Source organism: Candidatus Nanohalobium constans, assembly GCF_009617975.1.
Taxonomy (GTDB): domain Archaea; phylum Nanohalarchaeota; class Nanosalinia; order Nanosalinales; family Nanosalinaceae; genus Nanohalobium; species Nanohalobium constans.
Window position 1 is genome coordinate 375,888 of the sequence record NZ_CP040089.1, and the last position, 19,889, is coordinate 395,776.

The 19,889-nt window shown below is 42.1% G+C and carries 21 protein-coding genes and 1 pseudogene; 20 read left to right on the forward strand and 2 right to left on the reverse strand.

Going from position 1 to position 19,889, the window contains the following annotated elements:
• Window positions 1-116: 116 nt before the first annotated feature.
• Complete coding sequence (locus LC1Nh_RS02205; RefSeq protein ID WP_153550077.1) at window positions 117-1,352, forward strand: tRNA pseudouridine(54/55) synthase Pus10; 1,236 nt, start codon at window positions 117-119, stop codon at window positions 1,350-1,352.
• A gap of 6 nt (window positions 1,353-1,358) precedes the next feature.
• Here the strand turns inward: LC1Nh_RS02205 and LC1Nh_RS02210 are convergent, their stop codons facing one another.
• Complete coding sequence (locus LC1Nh_RS02210) at window positions 1,359-1,859, reverse strand: hypothetical protein (RefSeq protein WP_153550078.1); 501 nt, start codon at window positions 1,857-1,859, stop codon at window positions 1,359-1,361.
• A gap of 162 nt (window positions 1,860-2,021) precedes the next feature.
• On the opposite strand from LC1Nh_RS02210, the gene LC1Nh_RS02215 reads away from it, so the two are divergent.
• The 19 genes and pseudogenes from LC1Nh_RS02215 to LC1Nh_RS02295 all read left to right on the forward strand — a co-directional run bounded on the left by LC1Nh_RS02215 (window position 2,022) and on the right by LC1Nh_RS02295 (window position 18,263).
• Complete coding sequence (locus LC1Nh_RS02215; protein ID WP_153550079.1) at window positions 2,022-2,309, forward strand: 50S ribosomal protein L21e; 288 nt, start codon at window positions 2,022-2,024, stop codon at window positions 2,307-2,309.
• 5 nt (window positions 2,310-2,314) lie between these two features.
• Entirely contained in the window at window positions 2,315-2,656 is a 342-nt protein-coding gene (locus LC1Nh_RS02220) for a hypothetical protein (RefSeq protein WP_153550080.1), read from the forward strand.
• 114 nt (window positions 2,657-2,770) lie between these two features.
• Window positions 2,771-3,307 carry a DUF655 domain-containing protein gene (locus LC1Nh_RS02225; RefSeq protein WP_153550081.1) on the forward strand — a complete coding sequence of 179 codons (537 nt, stop codon included), beginning with the start codon at window positions 2,771-2,773 and terminating at the stop codon, window positions 3,305-3,307.
• Between the two features lie 12 nt (window positions 3,308-3,319).
• Window positions 3,320-4,111, forward strand: a complete 792-nt coding sequence (gene rsmA, locus LC1Nh_RS02230) for a 16S rRNA (adenine(1518)-N(6)/adenine(1519)-N(6))-dimethyltransferase RsmA (RefSeq protein WP_153550082.1) — start codon at window positions 3,320-3,322, stop codon at window positions 4,109-4,111.
• A 30-nt stretch (window positions 4,112-4,141) separates the two neighbouring features.
• A complete protein-coding gene (locus LC1Nh_RS02235; RefSeq protein WP_153550083.1) occupies window positions 4,142-4,570 on the forward strand; it encodes a DUF86 domain-containing protein in 429 nt (142 codons plus the stop codon).
• Window positions 4,552-4,914 carry a nucleotidyltransferase domain-containing protein gene (locus LC1Nh_RS02240; RefSeq protein WP_153550084.1) on the forward strand — a complete coding sequence of 121 codons (363 nt, stop codon included), beginning with the start codon at window positions 4,552-4,554 and terminating at the stop codon, window positions 4,912-4,914. The genes LC1Nh_RS02235 and LC1Nh_RS02240 overlap by 19 nt, the downstream gene beginning before the upstream one ends.
• A complete protein-coding gene (locus LC1Nh_RS02245) occupies window positions 4,911-5,093 on the forward strand; it encodes a hypothetical protein (RefSeq protein WP_153550085.1) in 183 nt (60 codons plus the stop codon). The genes LC1Nh_RS02240 and LC1Nh_RS02245 overlap by 4 nt, the downstream gene beginning before the upstream one ends.
• A gap of 55 nt (window positions 5,094-5,148) precedes the next feature.
• Window positions 5,149-6,726 (forward strand): CTP synthase, encoded by a 1,578-nt coding sequence (pyrG, locus tag LC1Nh_RS02250; RefSeq protein ID WP_153550086.1) that lies wholly within the window; start codon window positions 5,149-5,151, stop codon window positions 6,724-6,726.
• 153 nt (window positions 6,727-6,879) lie between these two features.
• Window positions 6,880-7,404: a HemK2/MTQ2 family protein methyltransferase gene (locus tag LC1Nh_RS02255; protein ID WP_153550087.1), complete on the forward strand. Its 525-nt coding sequence runs from the start codon at window positions 6,880-6,882 to the stop codon at window positions 7,402-7,404.
• 31 nt (window positions 7,405-7,435) lie between these two features.
• Complete coding sequence (locus LC1Nh_RS02260) at window positions 7,436-10,198, forward strand: hypothetical protein (protein WP_153550088.1); 2,763 nt, start codon at window positions 7,436-7,438, stop codon at window positions 10,196-10,198.
• A 7-nt stretch (window positions 10,199-10,205) separates the two neighbouring features.
• On the forward strand, window positions 10,206-10,697 hold the full coding sequence (locus tag LC1Nh_RS02265; RefSeq protein ID WP_153550089.1) for a hypothetical protein: 492 nt from the start codon (window positions 10,206-10,208) through the stop codon (window positions 10,695-10,697).
• Window positions 10,698-10,724: 27 nt separating this feature from the next.
• Entirely contained in the window at window positions 10,725-11,402 is a 678-nt protein-coding gene (locus tag LC1Nh_RS02270; protein ID WP_153550090.1) for a hypothetical protein, read from the forward strand.
• 55 nt (window positions 11,403-11,457) lie between these two features.
• A complete protein-coding gene (locus LC1Nh_RS02275; RefSeq protein WP_153550091.1) occupies window positions 11,458-12,015 on the forward strand; it encodes an RNA methyltransferase in 558 nt (185 codons plus the stop codon).
• Between the two features lie 72 nt (window positions 12,016-12,087).
• A complete protein-coding gene (locus LC1Nh_RS02280; protein WP_153550092.1) occupies window positions 12,088-13,455 on the forward strand; it encodes an ATP-binding protein in 1,368 nt (455 codons plus the stop codon).
• 104 nt (window positions 13,456-13,559) lie between these two features.
• On the forward strand, window positions 13,560-14,810 hold the full coding sequence (locus LC1Nh_RS02285) for a DUF1512 family protein (protein WP_153550093.1): 1,251 nt from the start codon (window positions 13,560-13,562) through the stop codon (window positions 14,808-14,810).
• A gap of 83 nt (window positions 14,811-14,893) precedes the next feature.
• A complete protein-coding gene (locus LC1Nh_RS02290; protein ID WP_153550094.1) occupies window positions 14,894-15,109 on the forward strand; it encodes a DUF433 domain-containing protein in 216 nt (71 codons plus the stop codon).
• A 28-nt stretch (window positions 15,110-15,137) separates the two neighbouring features.
• The gene (locus tag LC1Nh_RS06210) at window positions 15,138-15,245 is read left to right on the forward strand and encodes a DUF5615 family PIN-like protein (RefSeq protein ID WP_217907074.1); all 108 of its coding nucleotides are present in this window, start codon (window positions 15,138-15,140) and stop codon (window positions 15,243-15,245) included.
• Window positions 15,246-15,249: 4 nt separating this feature from the next.
• Window positions 15,250-15,483 (forward strand): annotated as a pseudogene (locus LC1Nh_RS06215) (DUF5615 family PIN-like protein); the annotation flags it as partial.
• Between the two features lie 176 nt (window positions 15,484-15,659).
• On the forward strand, window positions 15,660-18,263 hold the full coding sequence (locus LC1Nh_RS02295; protein ID WP_153550095.1) for a hypothetical protein: 2,604 nt from the start codon (window positions 15,660-15,662) through the stop codon (window positions 18,261-18,263).
• 39 nt (window positions 18,264-18,302) lie between these two features.
• On the opposite strand, the gene LC1Nh_RS02300 is transcribed toward LC1Nh_RS02295, so the two are convergent.
• The gene (locus tag LC1Nh_RS02300; protein ID WP_153550096.1) at window positions 18,303-19,862 is read right to left on the reverse strand and encodes a hypothetical protein; all 1,560 of its coding nucleotides are present in this window, start codon (window positions 19,860-19,862) and stop codon (window positions 18,303-18,305) included.
• Between the last annotated feature and the right edge of the window lie 27 nt (window positions 19,863-19,889).

Genomic DNA, 19,889 nt, shown 5'->3' on the forward strand with positions numbered 1-19,889 from the left:
AAACTACAGCTAAATACTAATGCTGAGAAACACTTTCTCTCAAGACATCAAATTACAAATCTAACTGGAAAAACTCTTAGCCACTGTAATAAAACTTCCCAGACTAACACATCCCTATGCTTAGTATCCAGGAAAAAGCCGAGAAACTTCTCGAGGAGGAAGACTTGTGTGACCACTGCTTAGGAAGACAGTTCGCACAACTCGGCCACGGACTTGAAAACTACGAAAGAGGACAAATAATCAGAAATACAGAAAACTTGGAAGAAGACAGTTTCGTCCGTGAAAACATTCCAGAAGACGCAGAAATAGGCGGGGAATGCGAAATCTGTAACGGCGTGTTCGACGAACTGGATCGCTGGGTCGACCAAGTAGAAGACAGTTTTGAAAGATATGAACTTGAGACCTTCTTGGTTGGTATCCGGCCGAGAGAGGAATCAGTTAGAGCCGAGGAAGAGCTCTGGGAAGAATACGGGGTAGAATGGACAGAGCCATTGAAAACAGAACTCTCCCGACTAATCGGAAAAAAGATAGAGAAAGAATTAGGTGTAGAGGTTGACTTCGAGAGAGCCGATATAATGGCTGTAATCGATATGAGAGAAGGAAGGGAAAGAGTCGAATTACAGGTCAACTCGCTGCTGATCTACGCACAGTACAACAAGTATTCTCGGGAGATCCCGCAGACAGAGTGGCACTGCAGGAAATGCAGAGGCAGTGGATGCGAAGAATGTGACTGGACAGGACACCAGTACCCAACCAGCGTGCAGGAAGAGATACAAAAACCGTTCCTGAGAGAGTCAAAAGCCGTAGAATCCAAGTTCCACGGTGGAGGCAGAGAAGATGTCGATGCTAAATGTTTAGGTAAAAGAGAGTTTGTACTTGAACTATTAGAGCCGTTAAACAGAGACCTAGACTTAGAGGAACTGCAGGAAGAAGTCAACGAATCAACGGATAAAGTAGAAATCTTCAATATTGAATTCACGCACAAAGACAAGGCTGCTGATATCAAACAGAAGCACGCCGACAAAGAGTATCGAGCAGTAGTCGAGACTGAAGAGGAGATAACTGAGGAAGACCTAGAGAATATTTCTGAGGTAGTCGGAGAGATAGAACAGGATACCCCAGAGAGAGTAGAACACCGTAGAGCCGAGAAAACACGGAAGAGAGAAGTTTATGAAGTTTCCTGGGAGAAGACAGGAGAAAAAGAATTCGAGTTAGAGGTTAAGGCCGAAGCCGGGACATACATCAAAGAGTTAATTCACGGTGATGAAGGTCGGACACAGCCGAATATCTCTGACCTGATTGGAACTCGGGCAGAATGTGTTCAGTTGGATGTGATCTGGATTGAGAAATAGATGTATTTAGTCATTTAATTCTTCAAAGTTCCAGTTTCCTTCATTTTCTCCATGTAGCGGACTTAAGCTTCTTGCTGTTTCAAGAATTATATTCTCTTCATCTTCAATTGATTTGCCGCTTTCATAGTCTAGTCTCCAGAACGAAGTTGCTTCACCATCTCTCATTTCTGCATAGAGACCAAGCTCAGCATTATCTGCTCCTGGCCCGGGTTGTAACTTTGTGGAAGATATTTCAACTTCATCGGAGATTGGAAGATCCTCTCTGCTATTTAAATAAGCTTTTTCTGGATTTTCTGAATCTGTCCAGTAAGGGTTAGAATGGATGAAAAACGATTCAATATCTGAATAAATTTCTGAATACTCCGGTTCTTCTACAGTCACTTCGTCTAATTCTTTTAGAGATTCATGGACATTGTCAACAGCTCCTGTATACAGTATAAGCCTATTGGCGATATACTCTATATCTTCTGCTTGTGGTTCGATCCCATGATCACCCAAATCGGTCATAGACTAACCTAGACCAGAACAATTATAACTTGTTATTCTCTAGTTACAACTCTTACTGCCTCAGTAATAGGGATTCTCTATAGAGAATTCCAGTAGCAAAGTCCCGTCCTTCTTGTTTTTAAAGATTTCATGCCGTAAACACTATATAAGAGGTAATCTAAAATGGCACAGAAGAGTCAGGGTTCTCAGCAAGGTGCACGGAACAAGCTTTCCAACACTGCTAAGGACAAGACAACGGTAAACGAATACTTGAAAGAATTTGAAGAAGGAGAAAAAGTCTTGATCAAAATTGAGCCAAGCGAATCTGAAGGACGTCCACACCAGAGATTCCACGGAAAAACAGTCGAAGTAACAGGTAAACAAGGAGACAGCTACGAAGTGAAGTTCAAAGACGGAAACATCGAGAAAACTCTCTACATCCCTCCAATCCACCTAAAAAGGACTGAGTGATTATTGTGGAAGTAGTTGATGAGGAAACAGTCTACCCTGTTGAAGCACTTCAGCTTCTTGAAGAACGGGATGAAGACGAACTTGAGCATGAACAGTTAATCGCACTCGAGAACCTGTCCCGACACTGCAAAGTAAGAGACCTAGACACACTGGAAGAAATTCACGGAGAACTCTCAGAAATCGACTCCCTGAAGGACAAGCACATCTTCAAGCTGCTTGAAGTAGTTCCTCAACACGAATCAACTGTTAGAGCAGTATTCCAGAAAGAAAGGATTAAACTTGAAGATGAGGAGATCGAGGAAATCCTTGATATCTGCCAGAGCATTGAGACAGAAGAACAGGAGTAAACACATTTTCTCTCCCTTATATTAGGGAAGGTTTTTAACTTCCAGATTTCGTATTATACACAGTGAGAGGGCTTTTCTCTCCCATAAAAACATAATTGAGGTGCAAAAACAAAAATGGCTGACAAAGACGAATATGTCAAAGTACTTGACTTCCTGGAACACGGGAGGAGCAACGACAGAGACGAAAGAGTCGCACAAGTAATCGGAACAGAAAACTACACACTCCTAGAAGTAGTGATGCGGGAAGAAGAAAGACCCAAAGGAGGAGAAAAACTGTACATCGGTGAAGGCGACCGAGACAAAGTCGAATTCATCAAACAGAGGATCAGCCACGACGACCTCACAAACTCAGCGCAGGCAGAGCTCAAATATGTGCTCAAAGCATTGATCAAGGAAAACGAAGACGATTTCGTCGAATTCTTCAACACTGCCACACCAGTAACACCGAGGAGACACGCATTTGAACTACTTCCAGGCATCGGAAGCAAACACATGCAGAAACTGATCGATGAAAGAGAAAGCGGTGACTTTGAAAGCTTCGAAGACATAGAAGAACGAGTACCTTCAGTACCAGACCCTGCAGAGACAATTCAGGAAAGAATCGTGCAGGAAATGAAAGGAGAAACCAAACACAAACTACTTCTATCCTAAAAACTTCTTTTTATGGAAATAGAGGAAAAACTCCAAGAGATCGGAGTACAGCCAGGGAAAGGACAAAACTTTCTCAGAACAGACTCAACAGCCGCAGCATTAGCCCAAGCAGGAGAAATAGACGGAGAAAAGACTCTGGAAATCGGACCAGGAACCGGTATGATAACCGAAAAACTGGCAGAGAAAACCGACGACCTCATCCTAGTCGAGAGAAACGGAAACCTAGCAAACTACATCAAAAAAGAGTTCCCAGAAGCAGAAGTACTGAAAGAAGACTTCCTAGAAATTGAACTAGAAGAAATGGAAATTGAGAGGGTTGTATCAAACATTCCTTTCGAGATATCCTCCGACATAATCGAAAAACTAGGCAAAGCTCAGATGCAGTCCGCATTAATCGTCCAAGATGAACTAGCCGATAAACTAGTAGCTGAACCCAGCGACAAAAACTACGGATTCTTCACAGTCAAAGCACAGTACTACTTCGTACCAGTCAAACTTAGGACGCTTTCTTCACGGACCTTCTACCCAGAACCAGAGGTAGACGCAGCCATAGTAAAGCTATACCCGAACAAGGATCGCCACCCTGTCGAAGACGAAGAAGCATTCTTCGACCTAGTCAAAGCACTGTTTACACATAAGAGAAAGAAACTGCGGAACGCCTTCGTCGACACTAGACACATGCTAGACTACGAAAAAGAAGAAGCCAAGGCAATTCGCGACGAACTACCTCATTCTGAGGAACGGGTCATAAACCTGGATATCAAACAATTGGCTGAAGTAGCAGAGTTTCTAGAAGAGCGATAGTTGTTTAAGACTCAAACATAAACTGTAACTATGTCTGTTTTGGAACGAGAAGATAGGTACAAGGCAAAATTAGAGAGGATTGAGAGCCGTCTAGAAAGTGTGGAGGAGTGGATGGAAGATGTTTCAAAAGAAGAGTTTTCAAATGAACTTCAACTAAGGCTTTCGGTTTACAAAGCCATTCAAGAAATATCTGAGGCTGTAACAGACCTGACAGCAATGTATCTATCAGACAAAGAAAGAGTAGTAGGAGACAACTATGAGAACCTAGAAGCATGTTCAGGAGAGCTTTTCAATCAAGAAATAACCAGAGATTTGAAAAATCTGAATGGTCTGAGAAATAGAATAGTCCACGAATACGATAAAATCCAACACAATACAGTATACACAGGGATAAAAGATACAAAACCAGCAGTGAGAAAATTCGTAGAAGGTTTTGAAAAATGGATAGAGGAGAAATAAAAGAAGATTTTGATTTCCTGAAAGAAAATGAAGATGTACTAGCAGTACTGATATTCGGATCAAAAGTGAAGAATCAAGACCACAGTCAAAGCGATACCGATATCTGTATAGTAGCACCAGATACAGACCCATGGAGCATCTTATCTAAAATATACCCCAAGATAAACATCGAAAAGAAGAATTACGACATCAAAGTATTTGAAGAGTTAACTCTCAGACTAAAAAACAGCATAATGCAAAATCACGAAGTAATCTGGACCAGAGACAACACAGAACTTCAAGACTACCTTTTCAGATACAAAAAACTCTGGAACGACCAAGCCAAGAACTGGATAAAAGCATGAAAAGATACGGGCAATACGCAGCAATAGCATTTGTAATCCTCTTCTGGATGCTAACACCACTAATAGCTCAGAAATACTTCAATTATTCCGCAATAAATATTTCATTCATAATAACAGTATTTTATTTCGTAATCTGGAAGATCTACAACAATAGGCAAACAATCCTGCAAAAGCTTTGAATCCGAAAATTTACGGTTTCGAAGAATATTTATTTCCGGTTTATGTAATTATATTATGCCGAAGTGGATTTTTGTTACAGGCGGCGTTCTTTCGGGACTCGGGAAAGGTCTCGTGTCCGCAAGCGTTTCCAAACTCCTACAACTCAGAGACCAGGACATGATGCCAGTCAAATGCGACGGCTACCTAAACATTGATCCCGGTACAATGAATCCACATGAGCACGGAGAGGTTTTCGTGTTAGAGGACGGAACAGAGGTCGACATGGACTTCGGTCACTACGAAAGATTTCTAGGCGTTAAAGGAAAAGGAGACTGGAACCTTACAAGCGGGAAGATCTTCCAGGAAGTAATAGACAAGGAAAGAAACGGAGATTATCTAGGTAAGACAGTTCAAATGGTGCCTCATGTAACGGACCAGATAAGAGATAAATGGGAAAACTCAGCCCAAGAAGAAGATGCAGATATCGTTATAGTTGAAGTCGGAGGAACCGTTGGAGACATCGAGAACATGCTTTACTTGGAGACAATAAGACAGATGAGATCAGAGCTTCCGGAAGAGGATACCTTCCTGATACATACTACACTAGTTCCGTATCTGGAGACGACTGGCGAGCAGAAGACCAAGCCAACACAGCACTCGGTCAAAGACCTTAGGGAAGAAGGACTGAGCCCAGACATGATAGTAGGCAGAAGCCAGGAAAAACTAACGGAAGAAGTACAGGAAAAGATCTCACTTTTCTGCGATGTAGAAAAAGAAGCAGTTATCTCAGATCCAAACCTCGAAAGCGTATACGAACTGCCATTACTCTTCGAAGATCAAGGAGTGGACGAAATAATATCCCGTAAGATGAAGCTTCAAACCAGAAACAAAGATATGCAGGACTGGAAGAAAAGAGTAAAAGCATTAAGAAATGGAGAAATAGCGATGATCGGAATCTGCGGAAAATACATGGATATGGAAGACAGCTATGCCTCAGTCGAAGAGGCACTGAAACACGCAGCAGTCGAAGAAGGCGGCAAAATAGGTATCGAATACATAGACACGGAAAACTTTGATCCCGAAAAACTAGAAGAACTTGATGGAGTGGTCATTCCCGGAGGATTCGGAAGCAGAGGCGTCCAAGGCAAAATAGAAGCAATAAAGCACTGCAGAGAAAACGATATACCCGTACTAGGACTTTGCTACGGACTACAGTTAATGGTGGTGGAGTTTGCCAGAAACAAACTAGACATTGATGCCGCATCAGCTGAATTCGGAGACGAAGACCAAGAGTATGTAGTGAAACATATGCCAGACCAAGAAGGAATCGATCAAAAGGGCGGAACGATGCGCCTAGGCAGCTACAAAGCAGAGCTAACCGGACAAGTAAAAGAAATCTACGGCTCAGAGATGGCTTCGGAAAGGCACAGACACCGCTACGAAGTCAACCCAGAATACCATCAAAAACTTGAACAAAACGGATTAAAAATCTCAGGAAAAACAGGGAACGGCGAACTAGCCGAATATGTCGAAATACCGGAACACAGCTTCTTCATAGGAACCCAGGCACACCCAGAATTCAACTCCACATTCGAAGAACCTAATCCACTCTACCACGCCTTCACAAAGACAGCCCAAAACCAAACCCCCTAATTTAACTCTTTCAACCCCCTTTATTTCTTCCATAAATCCACGCAGTCACACACGTTCAACCGGGATTTTTCATAACCATCTGTGACGAAGAATTAAGCATATTCACCACAAATAATATACCAAAAACCAGGAAAAACCACGGAGATTCCAAACATGAGCGTTTATCCCGTCCGAGAAGACACACTACTAGTCAAAAGAAACCTAGAAGAGCAGGACTTAGAAGACAAAGATTTCCTAGAAATAGGAGTAGGTAACGGCGAAAACACAGTCTTAGCAGCTGAAAAAAGGGCAAAAGCCACAGGAGTAGACATAAACCCCGAAGCCATCAAACACACCCAGGAAAGAATTAAAGAAAACGATTTGGAGGCAGAACTTTTCCTAAGCAACCTATTTGAACAGGTTGAAGGAAAATTTGACTTCATCATATTTAACCCGCCTTATCTGAAAGGTGAAGAAGGTATCGGCGATGAAGAGATGTGGCGAGGAGGCGAAACCGGTTTAGAAGCCGCAGAAAGATTCCTAAAGAAAGTACCTGCCTACCTAACTGATGGTGGAAAGGCATGGATTATACTGAGCTCGCAGACAGAATACGAGAAACTGGTGGAAAAGTTCAACCTTGAACAGGTTGAATCTGAGAAAATCTGGTTTGAAACGCTTTTCTTGATGAAATTCGAATAGATTTTTTAACGGTACTTTAACAACTGTGTATATGGTCGTGCCAAGCATTAAACAAAAGACATTCTTTCTTCTAACAGTTTGTATACTCGCCACCACACTCGGATCAGCAGCATCAAACTGGAGCATATACGATAACACAGGACTAAACACAGGAGTAGTATCAGCGGACTCTCCTACAGTCCAGGTAGTAAATATAACTGCCGACACGACCGATACCACGCTAACCCCTGACGACGACACAGCATATCCCGTACAACTTACCCCAGACTACCTCTCAGAAAACTACAACATAACCGCAGCATACAATGCAACAAACGGAACTGACAGCGACCTAACCCACCTCAAAAACGGAATGTGGTACACCAAATTCACACCAAACAATACCGCTGGAAACAAACTACTTTTCTCAGCAAACGGCACAACAACCAAACAGGGCGTAAAAAACTCAAACGAAGAAGCAAACATTACAAAAACCCTGAACATAGGAGACTACACCGTCGAACTACAGGACAAATACGACAAACCTGTCAAAGCAGGAATGGAATTCGAACTAGAAGCCGTGGTAACAGACCAGTCAGATAATGTAAAAGACGACAGCGAAGCAAGCGTTGAAGCATACTTCACAAACCCAGACGAAACAACAACTACAACCAAAATAGACAACTACGAAGCAGGAGAGTTCTACAACTCCAGAGTAAACTACCCAGACAACCCGAACTCGACCTACCTGATGCACGTCAAAGCCATAAATGACACAACAGGAGACACCGAAGGAACAACATCCAGAATCATCGACATAGCACCACAGGTAAAAGGAGAAATAACAGGATTCGACGCAGAAGGAGGCTGCGGAACACAGGAAGAAGTATCAAGCTGCGAACAAGGAGCAACAATCGACATAGAATACTCTATCACAAGCGCAGAAGCAGAAAACGTTAACCTATCAATATTTGCTTTCAACAACTCAGGAAGAACACGTCTGGACACAATGAACCTGACTGAGGACAGCAGCACACTTTTCTCAGGCTCAGTCCAAGTACCGGACATAAACACATCAAAATACGACAAAGAAATAGAGTTCAAGTTCAACGCAACAAACAGAAACAGAGAAAGCGTAGACAGAAGAAACATAACACTAAACACGTTCACAATCGACGACAGAAGCTCAGCAACAACATACCTAGGAAAAGAATACGAACTCAACATCTTCCTCGGAAAACCATTCTCACTAGACGACTACAGCATGGACCGTTTCAACAACATAGAAGTAGACATCGACGACTCCAACGGAACAAACTACGAAAGATTCACAATGAACAACCTGAGCTACTCAGAAACAGAAGGAGTAGTCACAGCATCAACAGTAATAGATGAAGACAACCCTACAGGAAGCTACAGCCTCGAAATAACAGCAGAAAACAATTACGGTGAAGAAAAAACAGAAGTCTCAGGCTTCAGCGTCAAAGACGCAGACGCAACCTTTGAAACAGAAGAAAACATAGAAGTAGAGGTAAACAGGCTTGAACCCGCAACATTCAACATAGAAGCAGAAAACCTTCTACAACAGGAAAACGAACTTGAAGCCGAAGTAACAGAACTAGAAGACCAGATAACCATCAACGACAACCCGATAACCCTACAACCAGAGGAAGACACAGACATAGAAATAGAAATCAATCTCACAGAACTAAACGACAAAGAAGGCGAAATCAAATTCACAGACGCAAGCACAAACTACAACCAGACCACGGAAATAGAGATAGACACACCAGACTGCAACAGACAAGCCGGAAACCTCTGCCTAGAATCAAGAGATGACATAGACGTCACAGCAGGAACAACAAGCGAATTCACAGAAACCATAGACCTCAGATACATAGGCGAACAAGACGGCTCAGTAACCTACAACACAACAATAGAAGGAGAAATATCACCATACCTGTCAATCGAAAACGAGAGCGAAGACACAGAACTCTCAGGATCAAAAGAAGTAACAGTAACATTCCAGCCAGAAGCAACAGGAACATACACAGGCGACATAGTATTCGACACAGAATCAGGAGAAGAACTCACAGTACCAACAACACTAAACTACCAGCCAAACGAAGATGAAAACAGCAACGAACAAAACAAAGACATAAGCATCTCAGCAGACCCGACAAGCCTAGACCTAGGATACCTACAGGAAGGAAGCTCAACCACAAAAACAGTAACAATAACAAACAACGGGGAAGACACGTCAGAAAGCCTGTCAATCACGTCCGACGACTACACAGTAACAAGCTCCTTCCAATCCCAGCTAGCAGCAGGAAACACACAAGAAATAACACTGAACTTTGAAGACGTAGAAGAAGAAAACGGAAGAATAAACCTAGACATCGGAGAAACCACGTCAATCACAGTAACAGCCAACATAGTAACCAACAGAGCATCAAGCCTCAGAGACAGAAAATCACGTCTGCAAAGCCAAGTAGAATCAGGCAGCACACAACAACAAGACCTGACAGAAATATCAGCACAGATATCAAACTACGAAACAGCACTGACAGCAGAAAACTACGAAGAAGCACAAGAAACCTACCAAGAAATCGACTCAACACTCCAAAGAATAAGCAGCGAAACAACAACCACACCACCAGACAACCCGGGAGAAGAAAACAATGAAAACAGTGGAGGACTCCCAATACTTCCAATAGCCGGAGCAGTAATAGCCCTACTACTCATCGGATTCATCTTCTACGAAAGCTACATTCCAGAAGAAGGAGACCCACTCTACAGCGTCCTAGGAGAGTAAAACAACCATGATAAACCAGATAACCCAACAACTTGACATCAGCAGTATACTACTAGTAGCAGCACTGATAGCAGCATTCGTAATAGCATTCAAAGTCATGGAAATGATCTTCGACACAATGCTGATCGCAGGAATATCAGCAACATTCTACATTGGTCTAAGAATGATACAAGGAGGACCAATCTCAATCAACGATGTCCTACTATTCACATTCCTAGGAGCATCCCTCTACATGACATACAGCCTACTAGCATCACTATACAAACTAGGAGCCACAGTACTCCCAATACCAGTCCACATAATCGAAGCAGCACTCAAACCACTCCAATACACCTGGAGCAAAATAGAAGAACTAAAAGAAAGAGACGACTTCGCACCAAAACAAACCAACAGCCAGAAACAGAAAAAACAAAAAGAAGAAGAAAAAGACAAGTCAGAAAAATCAACCAAAGAAGTAATTCTCGGAAACAAAGACAAAGAAGATGAAGACGAAGAATAAAAACAACTCAAGGACAAATGATTCAACATGGAAGCCAAAATACTAGCCGCAACACTCGCCTCACTAGCCGCAATCTTCGCCGGACTAAACGGAGGAGCATTCACAGCAGACGACATCAGAAACACAGACCTAGCCAACGAACAACTAACACAAGAAAGCGGTCTACAATCAATGCTTCCAGACATACCATTCATCGACCAGCTAAACCAAAAACCAGAACCAACCAACAAAGTAAAAGCACAGATACAGATCCAAGACAGCTCAGACCTAAAACTAAAACAAGCAACACTCCAAGCATCCAGCCTAAAACAAATACAAACCAAAAACATAGACATCCAATCAGACGAAGAAATCAAATTCAAACAATTCAAAGGCAGACTAAAATTCGACAACACCAGCACAATCAAAGGAACAGCAAAAGCCATAAACACAAGCGGAGTAAACATCACAACAGGAATAAGACTTAACACAGAAGCAGACACAGACAAAATAAACGTAGAAAACACCCAGAGATCAGAAATGAAATTCTCAAAAGCATCAATCAAACCAACAAACAACTCAGACTTCGGAATAAACACCAACAACACTAACCTAAACATCAACTCATTTACAGGCGACATAACCGTCCACACCAGAAACAAGACACTCATCATAGACGGAAAAGTAGACACACTCAAAGCCGGAAAATACAGCCTAGGAAACTAAAAAACCCTCCTCCCACTCATTATCCTTCTAACTTTAACTTCCAAAAAATAATTCCATGGAAAAAGTAATTCTTGTCGAACCCGAAATACCGGAAAACACAGGATTCATCGCCCGACTAGCAGCCAACTTCGAAGCAGAACTGCGTATCATACAACCAGAATTCAATTTGTCAGAAGCCCGGAAAACCACAAACAAATACCAAGACAAACTAAGAAACGCAGAAATATACGAAACAGTAGAAAAAGCCGTAGAAAACCTGGACTACGTAGTTGGCACCAAACCAGGAAAAGGAGTAGGACTGAAAAAATTCCAGCCACGCGAGAACATGTCCCTCATGATAGGACGGGAAAGCCACGGACTATCCAACAAAGAACTAGAACACTGCGACACAAAAATCCACATAGAAACCGGAAAACACTCCTCACTAAACCAAAGCCACGCAGCCGCAGTACTAATGCACAGCTTCTACACAAAACAGAAAAAACAAGTAAAAGTAGATAAACTAGATGCAATCAATGAAGAAACCGGCGAAGTAACAAGGAAACTACTGAAAAGAGCAGCACCAACAGAGAAAGAGATGAAAGCTGTTACAGCAGAAATTAAATCCAGGTAATTAGGTTTCCAGAGTTATCTGGCAATACCTTAAAAAAGATCGGTACGATAATAATTATTGTGTCGATACTTCATGGAATTTTATGATAGGAAAGAGGAATTAAGATATCTACAGGAAAGTTTCGAAGAAGATGATTTCAGGTTCTCAGTAATTTATGGTAGAAGAAGAGTGGGCAAAACCGAATTAATCAAAAAAATATGTGAAGAAAAGCCGCACATATATCATTTATTCTCCCAGGACACAGAAAAAAGACAAATAGAACGCCTATCCTCCAATATAGCAGATTATTTCAATGAACCACAACCTAAACTTGAGAACTGGCGAGAAACAGTAGAGTATATAGGAAGAAAGCTTAATGAAGAGAAAATAATTTTAGCACTAGATGAATTCCCCTACGCCATTGAATCAGAAAAAACAGTACCTTCACATTTCCAGTACCTAGTAGACGAACTACTAGATGATTCAGACTCCATGCTTATCTTATCAGGATCTACAATAAGCATAATGATGAATCAAGTATTAGGATATGAAAGTCCTCTATATGGCCGAAGAACCGGACAGATAGACCTGAAACCTTTTAATTTCCAACAAAGCATTCAAGCAATCGACTACAGTTTCAAAGAAGCAGTGAAATCCTACACAGTAACCGGAGGAACACCTATGTATTTGATGAGCTTCAACTACAACAAAAAACTGAAAGAAAACCTGACCGAGAAAGTATTAAACCCTAACTCAATGCTTTTTGAAGAACCAGAGTTCCTATTAAGACAAGAACTGAGGAACCCATCAAGATACTCAAGTATCCTAGGATCTATAGCAGAGGGCTACAACAAATCAAATGAGATAAGCAATAACACCGGAATACCATCAGGAACAATAAGCAAATATCTCAAGAAATTACAGAAACTAAGGCTAATAACCAGAGAAACACCAGTAACAGCATCCAAGAAAACAAAGCGCTCAAACTACAAGATAACAGACAACTACATCAGCTTCTGGTATAGAAACATATACCCTCAAAAATCTGCCATAGAAGAAAAACCAGATAAAACAGCAGAAGAGATACTAGCAAACTTGAAACATCAAACTGCTGAGACATTTGAGCAAATCTGTCGAGAAACAGTACAAAAAGATACAGAATACTCACAAGTAGGAAGATGGTGGTATAAAGAAGACGAAATAGATGTAACAGCAACTAAAGACAAAAAAATTCTACTTGGAGAAGTCAAATGGACCAATCAAAAAACCGGACTAGATTTACTCAAAAAACTCGAAAACAAAAGCTCAAAAGTCCGGTGGAAAAAAGGAGAAAGAAAAGTAGAGTATGCCTTATTCTCCAAAGAAGGATTCACAAAAAACCTACAACAAGAGGCTGAAAACAGGTCCGACCTGAAAACACACAACCTGAAAGAAATCAAGAAAATAATGAAGGCAAAGTAAATTAAAACTGCTTCTCAGGACCTAACAACCAAATATTCCAGGTTATTGGAGTTTTCAGAACTGCATTGTGAACCATTAAAAAGATACAGTTTTGACAGGTGTGTATGGTCTTACCATTCTTAGATACCGGCAACCAAATAATACAGATACTGCAAATCCTATCATTCCTACTGTTCCCAATACTCATAGTATTCGGACCAAGAATAATGGTCTGGCAAGCAGACAGGAAACTAAGAGACGTACTAGCAGACATAGAAGACTACCACAACACATCCGTCAACTTGTTCAAAGAAAACATGGATGTCACACCTGAGTTCGAAGAAAGACTTGGCTCCATGAAGAACTTCCAATTCTCAGCACCAACACAACTCGACCCAGCAGGAATGGTCGACAGACTAGAAAATGTTCTAGACGCATCAGAAGACAAATTCCAAAGATTCGTAGAGAAACACGCAGACACAGAAGACGAAGAAGAACTAGCAGACCTAAACATGGCATTCAAAGGAGTCATGGGCACACAACAAATCTTCAAGGTCTTGAGGCATTACCGAGAACTGATCAACAAAACCAAAAACTTCCAGTTAGTCGGACTCATCAACATGATGCTCCCGATCTACGAAGAAATGGCAGAAGCACAGAAAGGCGCAACACGAGCATTCATGGACCAAGCACCAATCGGAGACAGCATCGGACCAATGGTCGCAGCCAAACTAATCACAGAAGAACCAGAAGAAATCAGCGAAAACATCATGCACAGCGAAGAAGAAATCAACGACCAAACAGTCCATGTAATCAAGTCAGATGGACCTGGTTCAAGATTAGGAAAGTACGGAGAAGCAATCGAAACACTAGCAGAAAACAACGAATTAGAAGCAGTAATCACAGTCGATGCAGCCGGCAAGTTCGAAGGAGAAGAAACCGGAGCAGTCAATGAAGGAGTCGGCGTCATGATGGGCGGACCAGGAGTCCAGAAAAGCCGGATAGAAGAAGTAGCGACAGAAGAAGAACTACCACTAGAAGGAATCGTCATCAAACAGTCCGCACCAGAAGCCAGCAAACCTATGAAAAGAGAAATCTACGACGCCTACAAACCAGCAGTCGAAAAAACCAAACAAGTAATCAACGAACACGAAGGAGAAGTAGCAGTAATCGGCGTCGGAAACACCTGTGGAATACCCAACACAAGACAAGAAACCTCAGGAGTACACAACAAACTCCGGAAATACTGGGACGAATACGAAGAACAAGACGACGAAGACGTCAGCTACATGGGACTCATGTCAATGTTCGGCGGCGGACAAGCCGAAGAAATGCAGAACAAAGCAAAGTCAATGCTGTGGCGTTTGCCGCGGTGATTTGATTCAATTTCCTTATCTTCTTTTATTTCTTTTAATTGAGTTTCACAACTGATTTAACAATAGAGAAACAATGTTAATTCATGGCCAGTACTGATGGAATAGAGGTCAATCCTGAGATTATGGCTGGCAAACCAGTTGTTAAAGGAACAAGAATACCCGTCTATGTGGTACTTCAAATGCTTGAAGAAGATACACAGATAGAAGATATACTTGAAGCATACCCTGATTTAGAGAGAGAGAAGATGTACGAGCGTGCATTCGTTACGCCACAAAAAGAGTTCGGAGAGAAGAAGTAACTGACTCTAAAACGGTGGCATAAAAACCTTGAAACTTCTCATAGATGAAAATATATCTCCAAAAACAGCAAATTTTTTGAAAAAACAGGGAAATGATGTCAAGTCAGTTAGAGATGTTAATCTAGGAAGCCAATGACAAAGAAGTAATAAAGCTAGCACTAAAAGAAGAAAGAACAATAATAACTCTAGATAACGACTTTGGAGAAATCTACTACTTCTCAAATGAGGAAAAACTCAAAGTATCTGTAATAAAACCAACCAAACAGAAAATACCAGTCATAAATGAGATTTTGAAGAATCAACTCTCAAAGATAAAAAATGAGGAATATGGTCTATTCATAATCAAAGAAGACCAGATCAGAAAGCTAAAATAAGAAGATGACCTCCCAAAATAGAGGAACTACTGCTGTTAAAATCAAGAGCCAGAGAAGACTACACAAAAGAAAGCGATGTAGACCTAGAGAATCCCACGGTAAACACATATCCCTCCTTTTTTCCTCCAATCCTTTTTACCAATGGTTTTTTTAACCGAGATAACCTTAACGTAGCTATGCGCAACCTAAAGATACCACTACTTCTCACCCTGGCAATTCTACTCACAGTCACAGCATCTTCAAAAATTGAGATCACTCCTTCCAATGGCGAAACACTAGAATATGGCGAAAACGTCCAACTAGAACTGGATGAGGACAGTATAGCTAATGAGATATATGTAACAGGTTGCAACTCCCAGATTAAACTTGGCTCAGGATTTCAGCCTAAACTGTTATATGAATTCAATATTCCTGAAGACCTTTCCTGCGGACTTGGCGAACACACAATAACCGCCCACAGAACAGAGGATACCCAATCAAAGTACAAACTAGGAGAAGACACTATAGAAGTTACTTCTCCATCTAATACACCTCATAGCGGATCCTACTTGTATATAAAATACAACAGTGATGGGGACGCCCAAATAACAGATGACACATTGCATTGGATGTTTTTATCAGACAATGAATGGGAAAATAAAGACTCAGAAATTACTCCATCAATATTCTCAGCGCTTCCCCCCCAAATTGATAAAACGGGTTACGCCTTAATCATAGAAAAAGATGGTTTTTCTGGAGGAGGTAACGAAGGTGGCTTATTCCCATTTGGTAATGTGCCAGAGGATGACAGCAATCTCCCTAAATACATAAAAGGAAGAGTAGGAATCGATGATTTTTTAACAGATATGCATGACCAGACATGTACTGATGATCAGAAAGATGTAGGAATCGAGGCAGGATCAAAGTCAAGATGTGGGGTAACAGAAGGACAGTTAGCTGATGGAGATTCAAGAAATGATCCTTCATTAGTGGCCTACAGATTCCCCAATCCTGATGTGCAATGGTCATATAATTCTCCTCCTAGTGGAATCGGTGAGGATGTAACTCCAATACACGATAACGGAGCATATGATACCCGTTCAGAAGTTATGATGGGGTATGAAGAAGTCCCAGCTGGAACTCAAAGCACGGAGCCAAGATTTTATATCTGTAGGGATACTATGGACGGAGAATCAGTCAACCGCTATCCAAGTACTGAATCAAAGTCAGAAATTTACAGGTGTGATGCAGGAGGTACCACTGACCTTATGGATTGGAGAGTAGGTGGTTCGAAATGGAGTGGCGAATGGGTGAAAGTAACTGAGTGTGAAGATGGAGTTGACAATAATGACAACAATTACGTAGATACAAATGACCACCCCGCATGTTCAGGAACGTCCGATAAAACAGAAAGAGAAGCAGGACCTAGTGGAAATTGTGGATACCTTGGCTACACACAGGAAGGAAAAATAAAAATCAATTACACAAACAGCGAAAACGAATGTATCACAGAAAAACTACGTGATTTCAACCATGACGACAGCGGAAACCTGAAACAACCAGAAACATTCCGATGCGATGAAAGCAGGTCATCCAACGGAGAAGAAGACAGCTTCTGCACCACAGAACTAAAAGAACACGACGGCGACGTGAAAGTAGCAGAGTACTACCCAACAAAAGAACATATCGAAGCACAGTTCGGAACAAAAAAACTTGAAAACGGAGTGCCACTCGTCAACCTCCCACCTCAGACCAACCAAGAACCATCAAAAGACTTCATAACAAACGAAAGATTCTACATATCAACAGCTGAACCAAAAGGATGGCAGACAGGACTACAAACACTTCACCAAGCAGAGAAAAAGTACTCAGAAACCAACCCTCACAGCCAACCAACATGGGATGTCAAAGGCATGAAAGTAACCCAGCCCTACGGAAACAACAATCCTTCAAACTACGAAGACGCGTGGGAAGTAGCAAACACTGGAACGAGCGACGGCGTCAAAAACAAGTCATTCCAAGGAGGTTTCCACGGAAACTGCGGCAGCGAAAAATGGAACCTGAAAGAAGGCACATGGCTATGCCCATCAGGACTACTCGACACATCAATCCAAGTAAACCTATTTGACAAAAGCCCCAGAGAAACCAACCACTACGTCGGACTCGAACTACCGGCCCAAGAAGCACACAAATGGAGTCAACTACTGGGCGTACCAACAGCACCAGACTCATCGACAAACGGCATCAGCAAACTACAGATCCGGGCAAACTGCTGGCAAGGCAAACCCGGTCAACGACCAGCAAACAACGACGATATCAAAACCGGGATCAAAAAAGTAGAAAACGCAGGACCAAACTCAGACGAAACAAACATCCTCGCACTGAGACTCCCGGAAAACAGAGACTGGGGAGACAACAACAAAGCATTAGGCAGAGACCACTACACCTGCAACTTCGGACTCCAACAACAAATCACAAGCTCAGACTACAAACCCACAGTCGACGACGTATTCACAAGCACCGGCAGCCTCATCGGAGAAATCACAGACTGCGACTCCGGAACATGCTACATCGTCGCCGGCAGCAACTCAATCAAACCAATCACAGTAAAAACAAACGAAAAACAACCCACCAACAACATACAAACAACACTAGAAAAAGCAAACACAAACACACAAACCAACACACCCACAAACAACATCTTCAACACATACCCAGAAGGAGGAGGGCTTGCTGGAACTCAACCTAGAGATCCTTTGGAAGTCTGTCAGAGGTTCCATGATTGTCCTGATTCACAGTAAATTGTTTTTGAGAAAGATGGAGGGTTGGAAATAGGTGTTTTATGAGGTTGTTGCTGGGTAGCCTTGTTCCCAGTTCCAGTCTGGTTCTTCTCTCAGTTCGAAGTTCCAACCTTCTTCTGTTTCTTCTAAGTTGTCTATGATTACTGGATTATCTACCTCATCATATCCTTCGTCCATGTATCTTTCATTGATGGCTAATTGTAGATCCATTCTGCCATGCGTTCCCAATGGATTGCCTTCTTGATCAACTTTGTCTCCCTGTTCATAACTGATTTCATCAATTTTATCGTGAATTTCTTCTGATGCAGGAACGAGCATCTCATCTGGTCTGTACTCAAAACCGTCACTAGTATTATGTCCGCCGGCAAATAGCTGGTACCCCATTAAAGCTGCACCAGACTCTGGAACATTCTCAGCCATATCAGATTCTCTTTCTCTCTCTTCTAATGATTCCACATCGTGTGGTGGGAGTACTATGTGGTTCCAGCTGTTTCGGACTTCTTCCATTGTTCTTTTGTAGTCGACTTGTTCTCCGCCGTCTTCGCCTGGTGTGTGGGTGGCGTGGTTCATTGTTTCGTTGAGTGCGGCGTTGATGATTGCGTATTCGTTTTCTCCGGTGTCTGTGGTGTCTTCTGTTTCGACTTTGATTTCTGAGTATTGGAGTGTGGCTCCGGCTGTTTGGGTGTAGTTCATGTTGGAGAATACGTCGAAGTCCCATTGGTCTCCGTTTTTTTGTTCGAGTGTTTGGTGGAGTGCGGAGAGGATGTGGGTGTGGCGGTCTTCGTAGTTGTTGTTTTCTTGGTATTCTTGTGAGGCGGTTTCGAGTGCGTTTGCTATTGCTTGGTTTCTGCCGCCGTTTTCGATGCCTTCTTCGAGTGCGTTGTTGATGGCTTGGAAGCTTATGCTGGTGTTTTGTTGTGTGCCTTGTACTTCTTCGAGTATTTGGTCGTCTTCTCCGTGGATCCAGTTGAAGTAGTGTTCTCGCCCGGTCAGGTTTTCGTCTTCTTGTTGTGGTTCGGGTGTTACTGGTTCTTTCCGGGTCATTGTTGGTGTTTCTTCGGTTATGTTTTGTGGGGTGTTTGTTCTTGTGCCGTCTGGTGTGTATGTTGTTTCTTGTGTAGGTGTTACTTCTCTTCTTTCTGGTTCTTCGGTTACGTTTCCACTTTCTAGTATTGTTGTTCCGTATTGTGCGGCTGCGCTTGTTCCTCCTGTTCCTGCTAGTAGTCCTAGGCTTATTGCTGCTTTTCCTAGTGTTCTTCTGTCAGGGTTCATTTCCATTACTTGGTTTACTTGTTTGGCTTGTTTTTCGCCAAAGCCGGGTCCTATCATGGCTTTTCCTTCTTGAGGGGAGTATTCAAAGTCGTTGACGTGGTCAAACATTCCTTTTTCTGCTCTGTCTCTGAATTCTTCGTAGTCTAGGTTTACTATTGCTCCTTGTCCTGTTTCTTGTTTGAAGTCTTCGAATGTGTCGGCATCGGTGTCTTGTAGGAATTCTTGGAATTGGTCCATGTGGTCTTCTCCAAGCATAAAATTTGGTACGAGTCCGTCTACTGCTGTTCCTACTTTTTGGAAGATGTCGTTTGGGTTTTCTGCTGACATGGTTTAAGTTCTAAGCCTCTGTCTTGG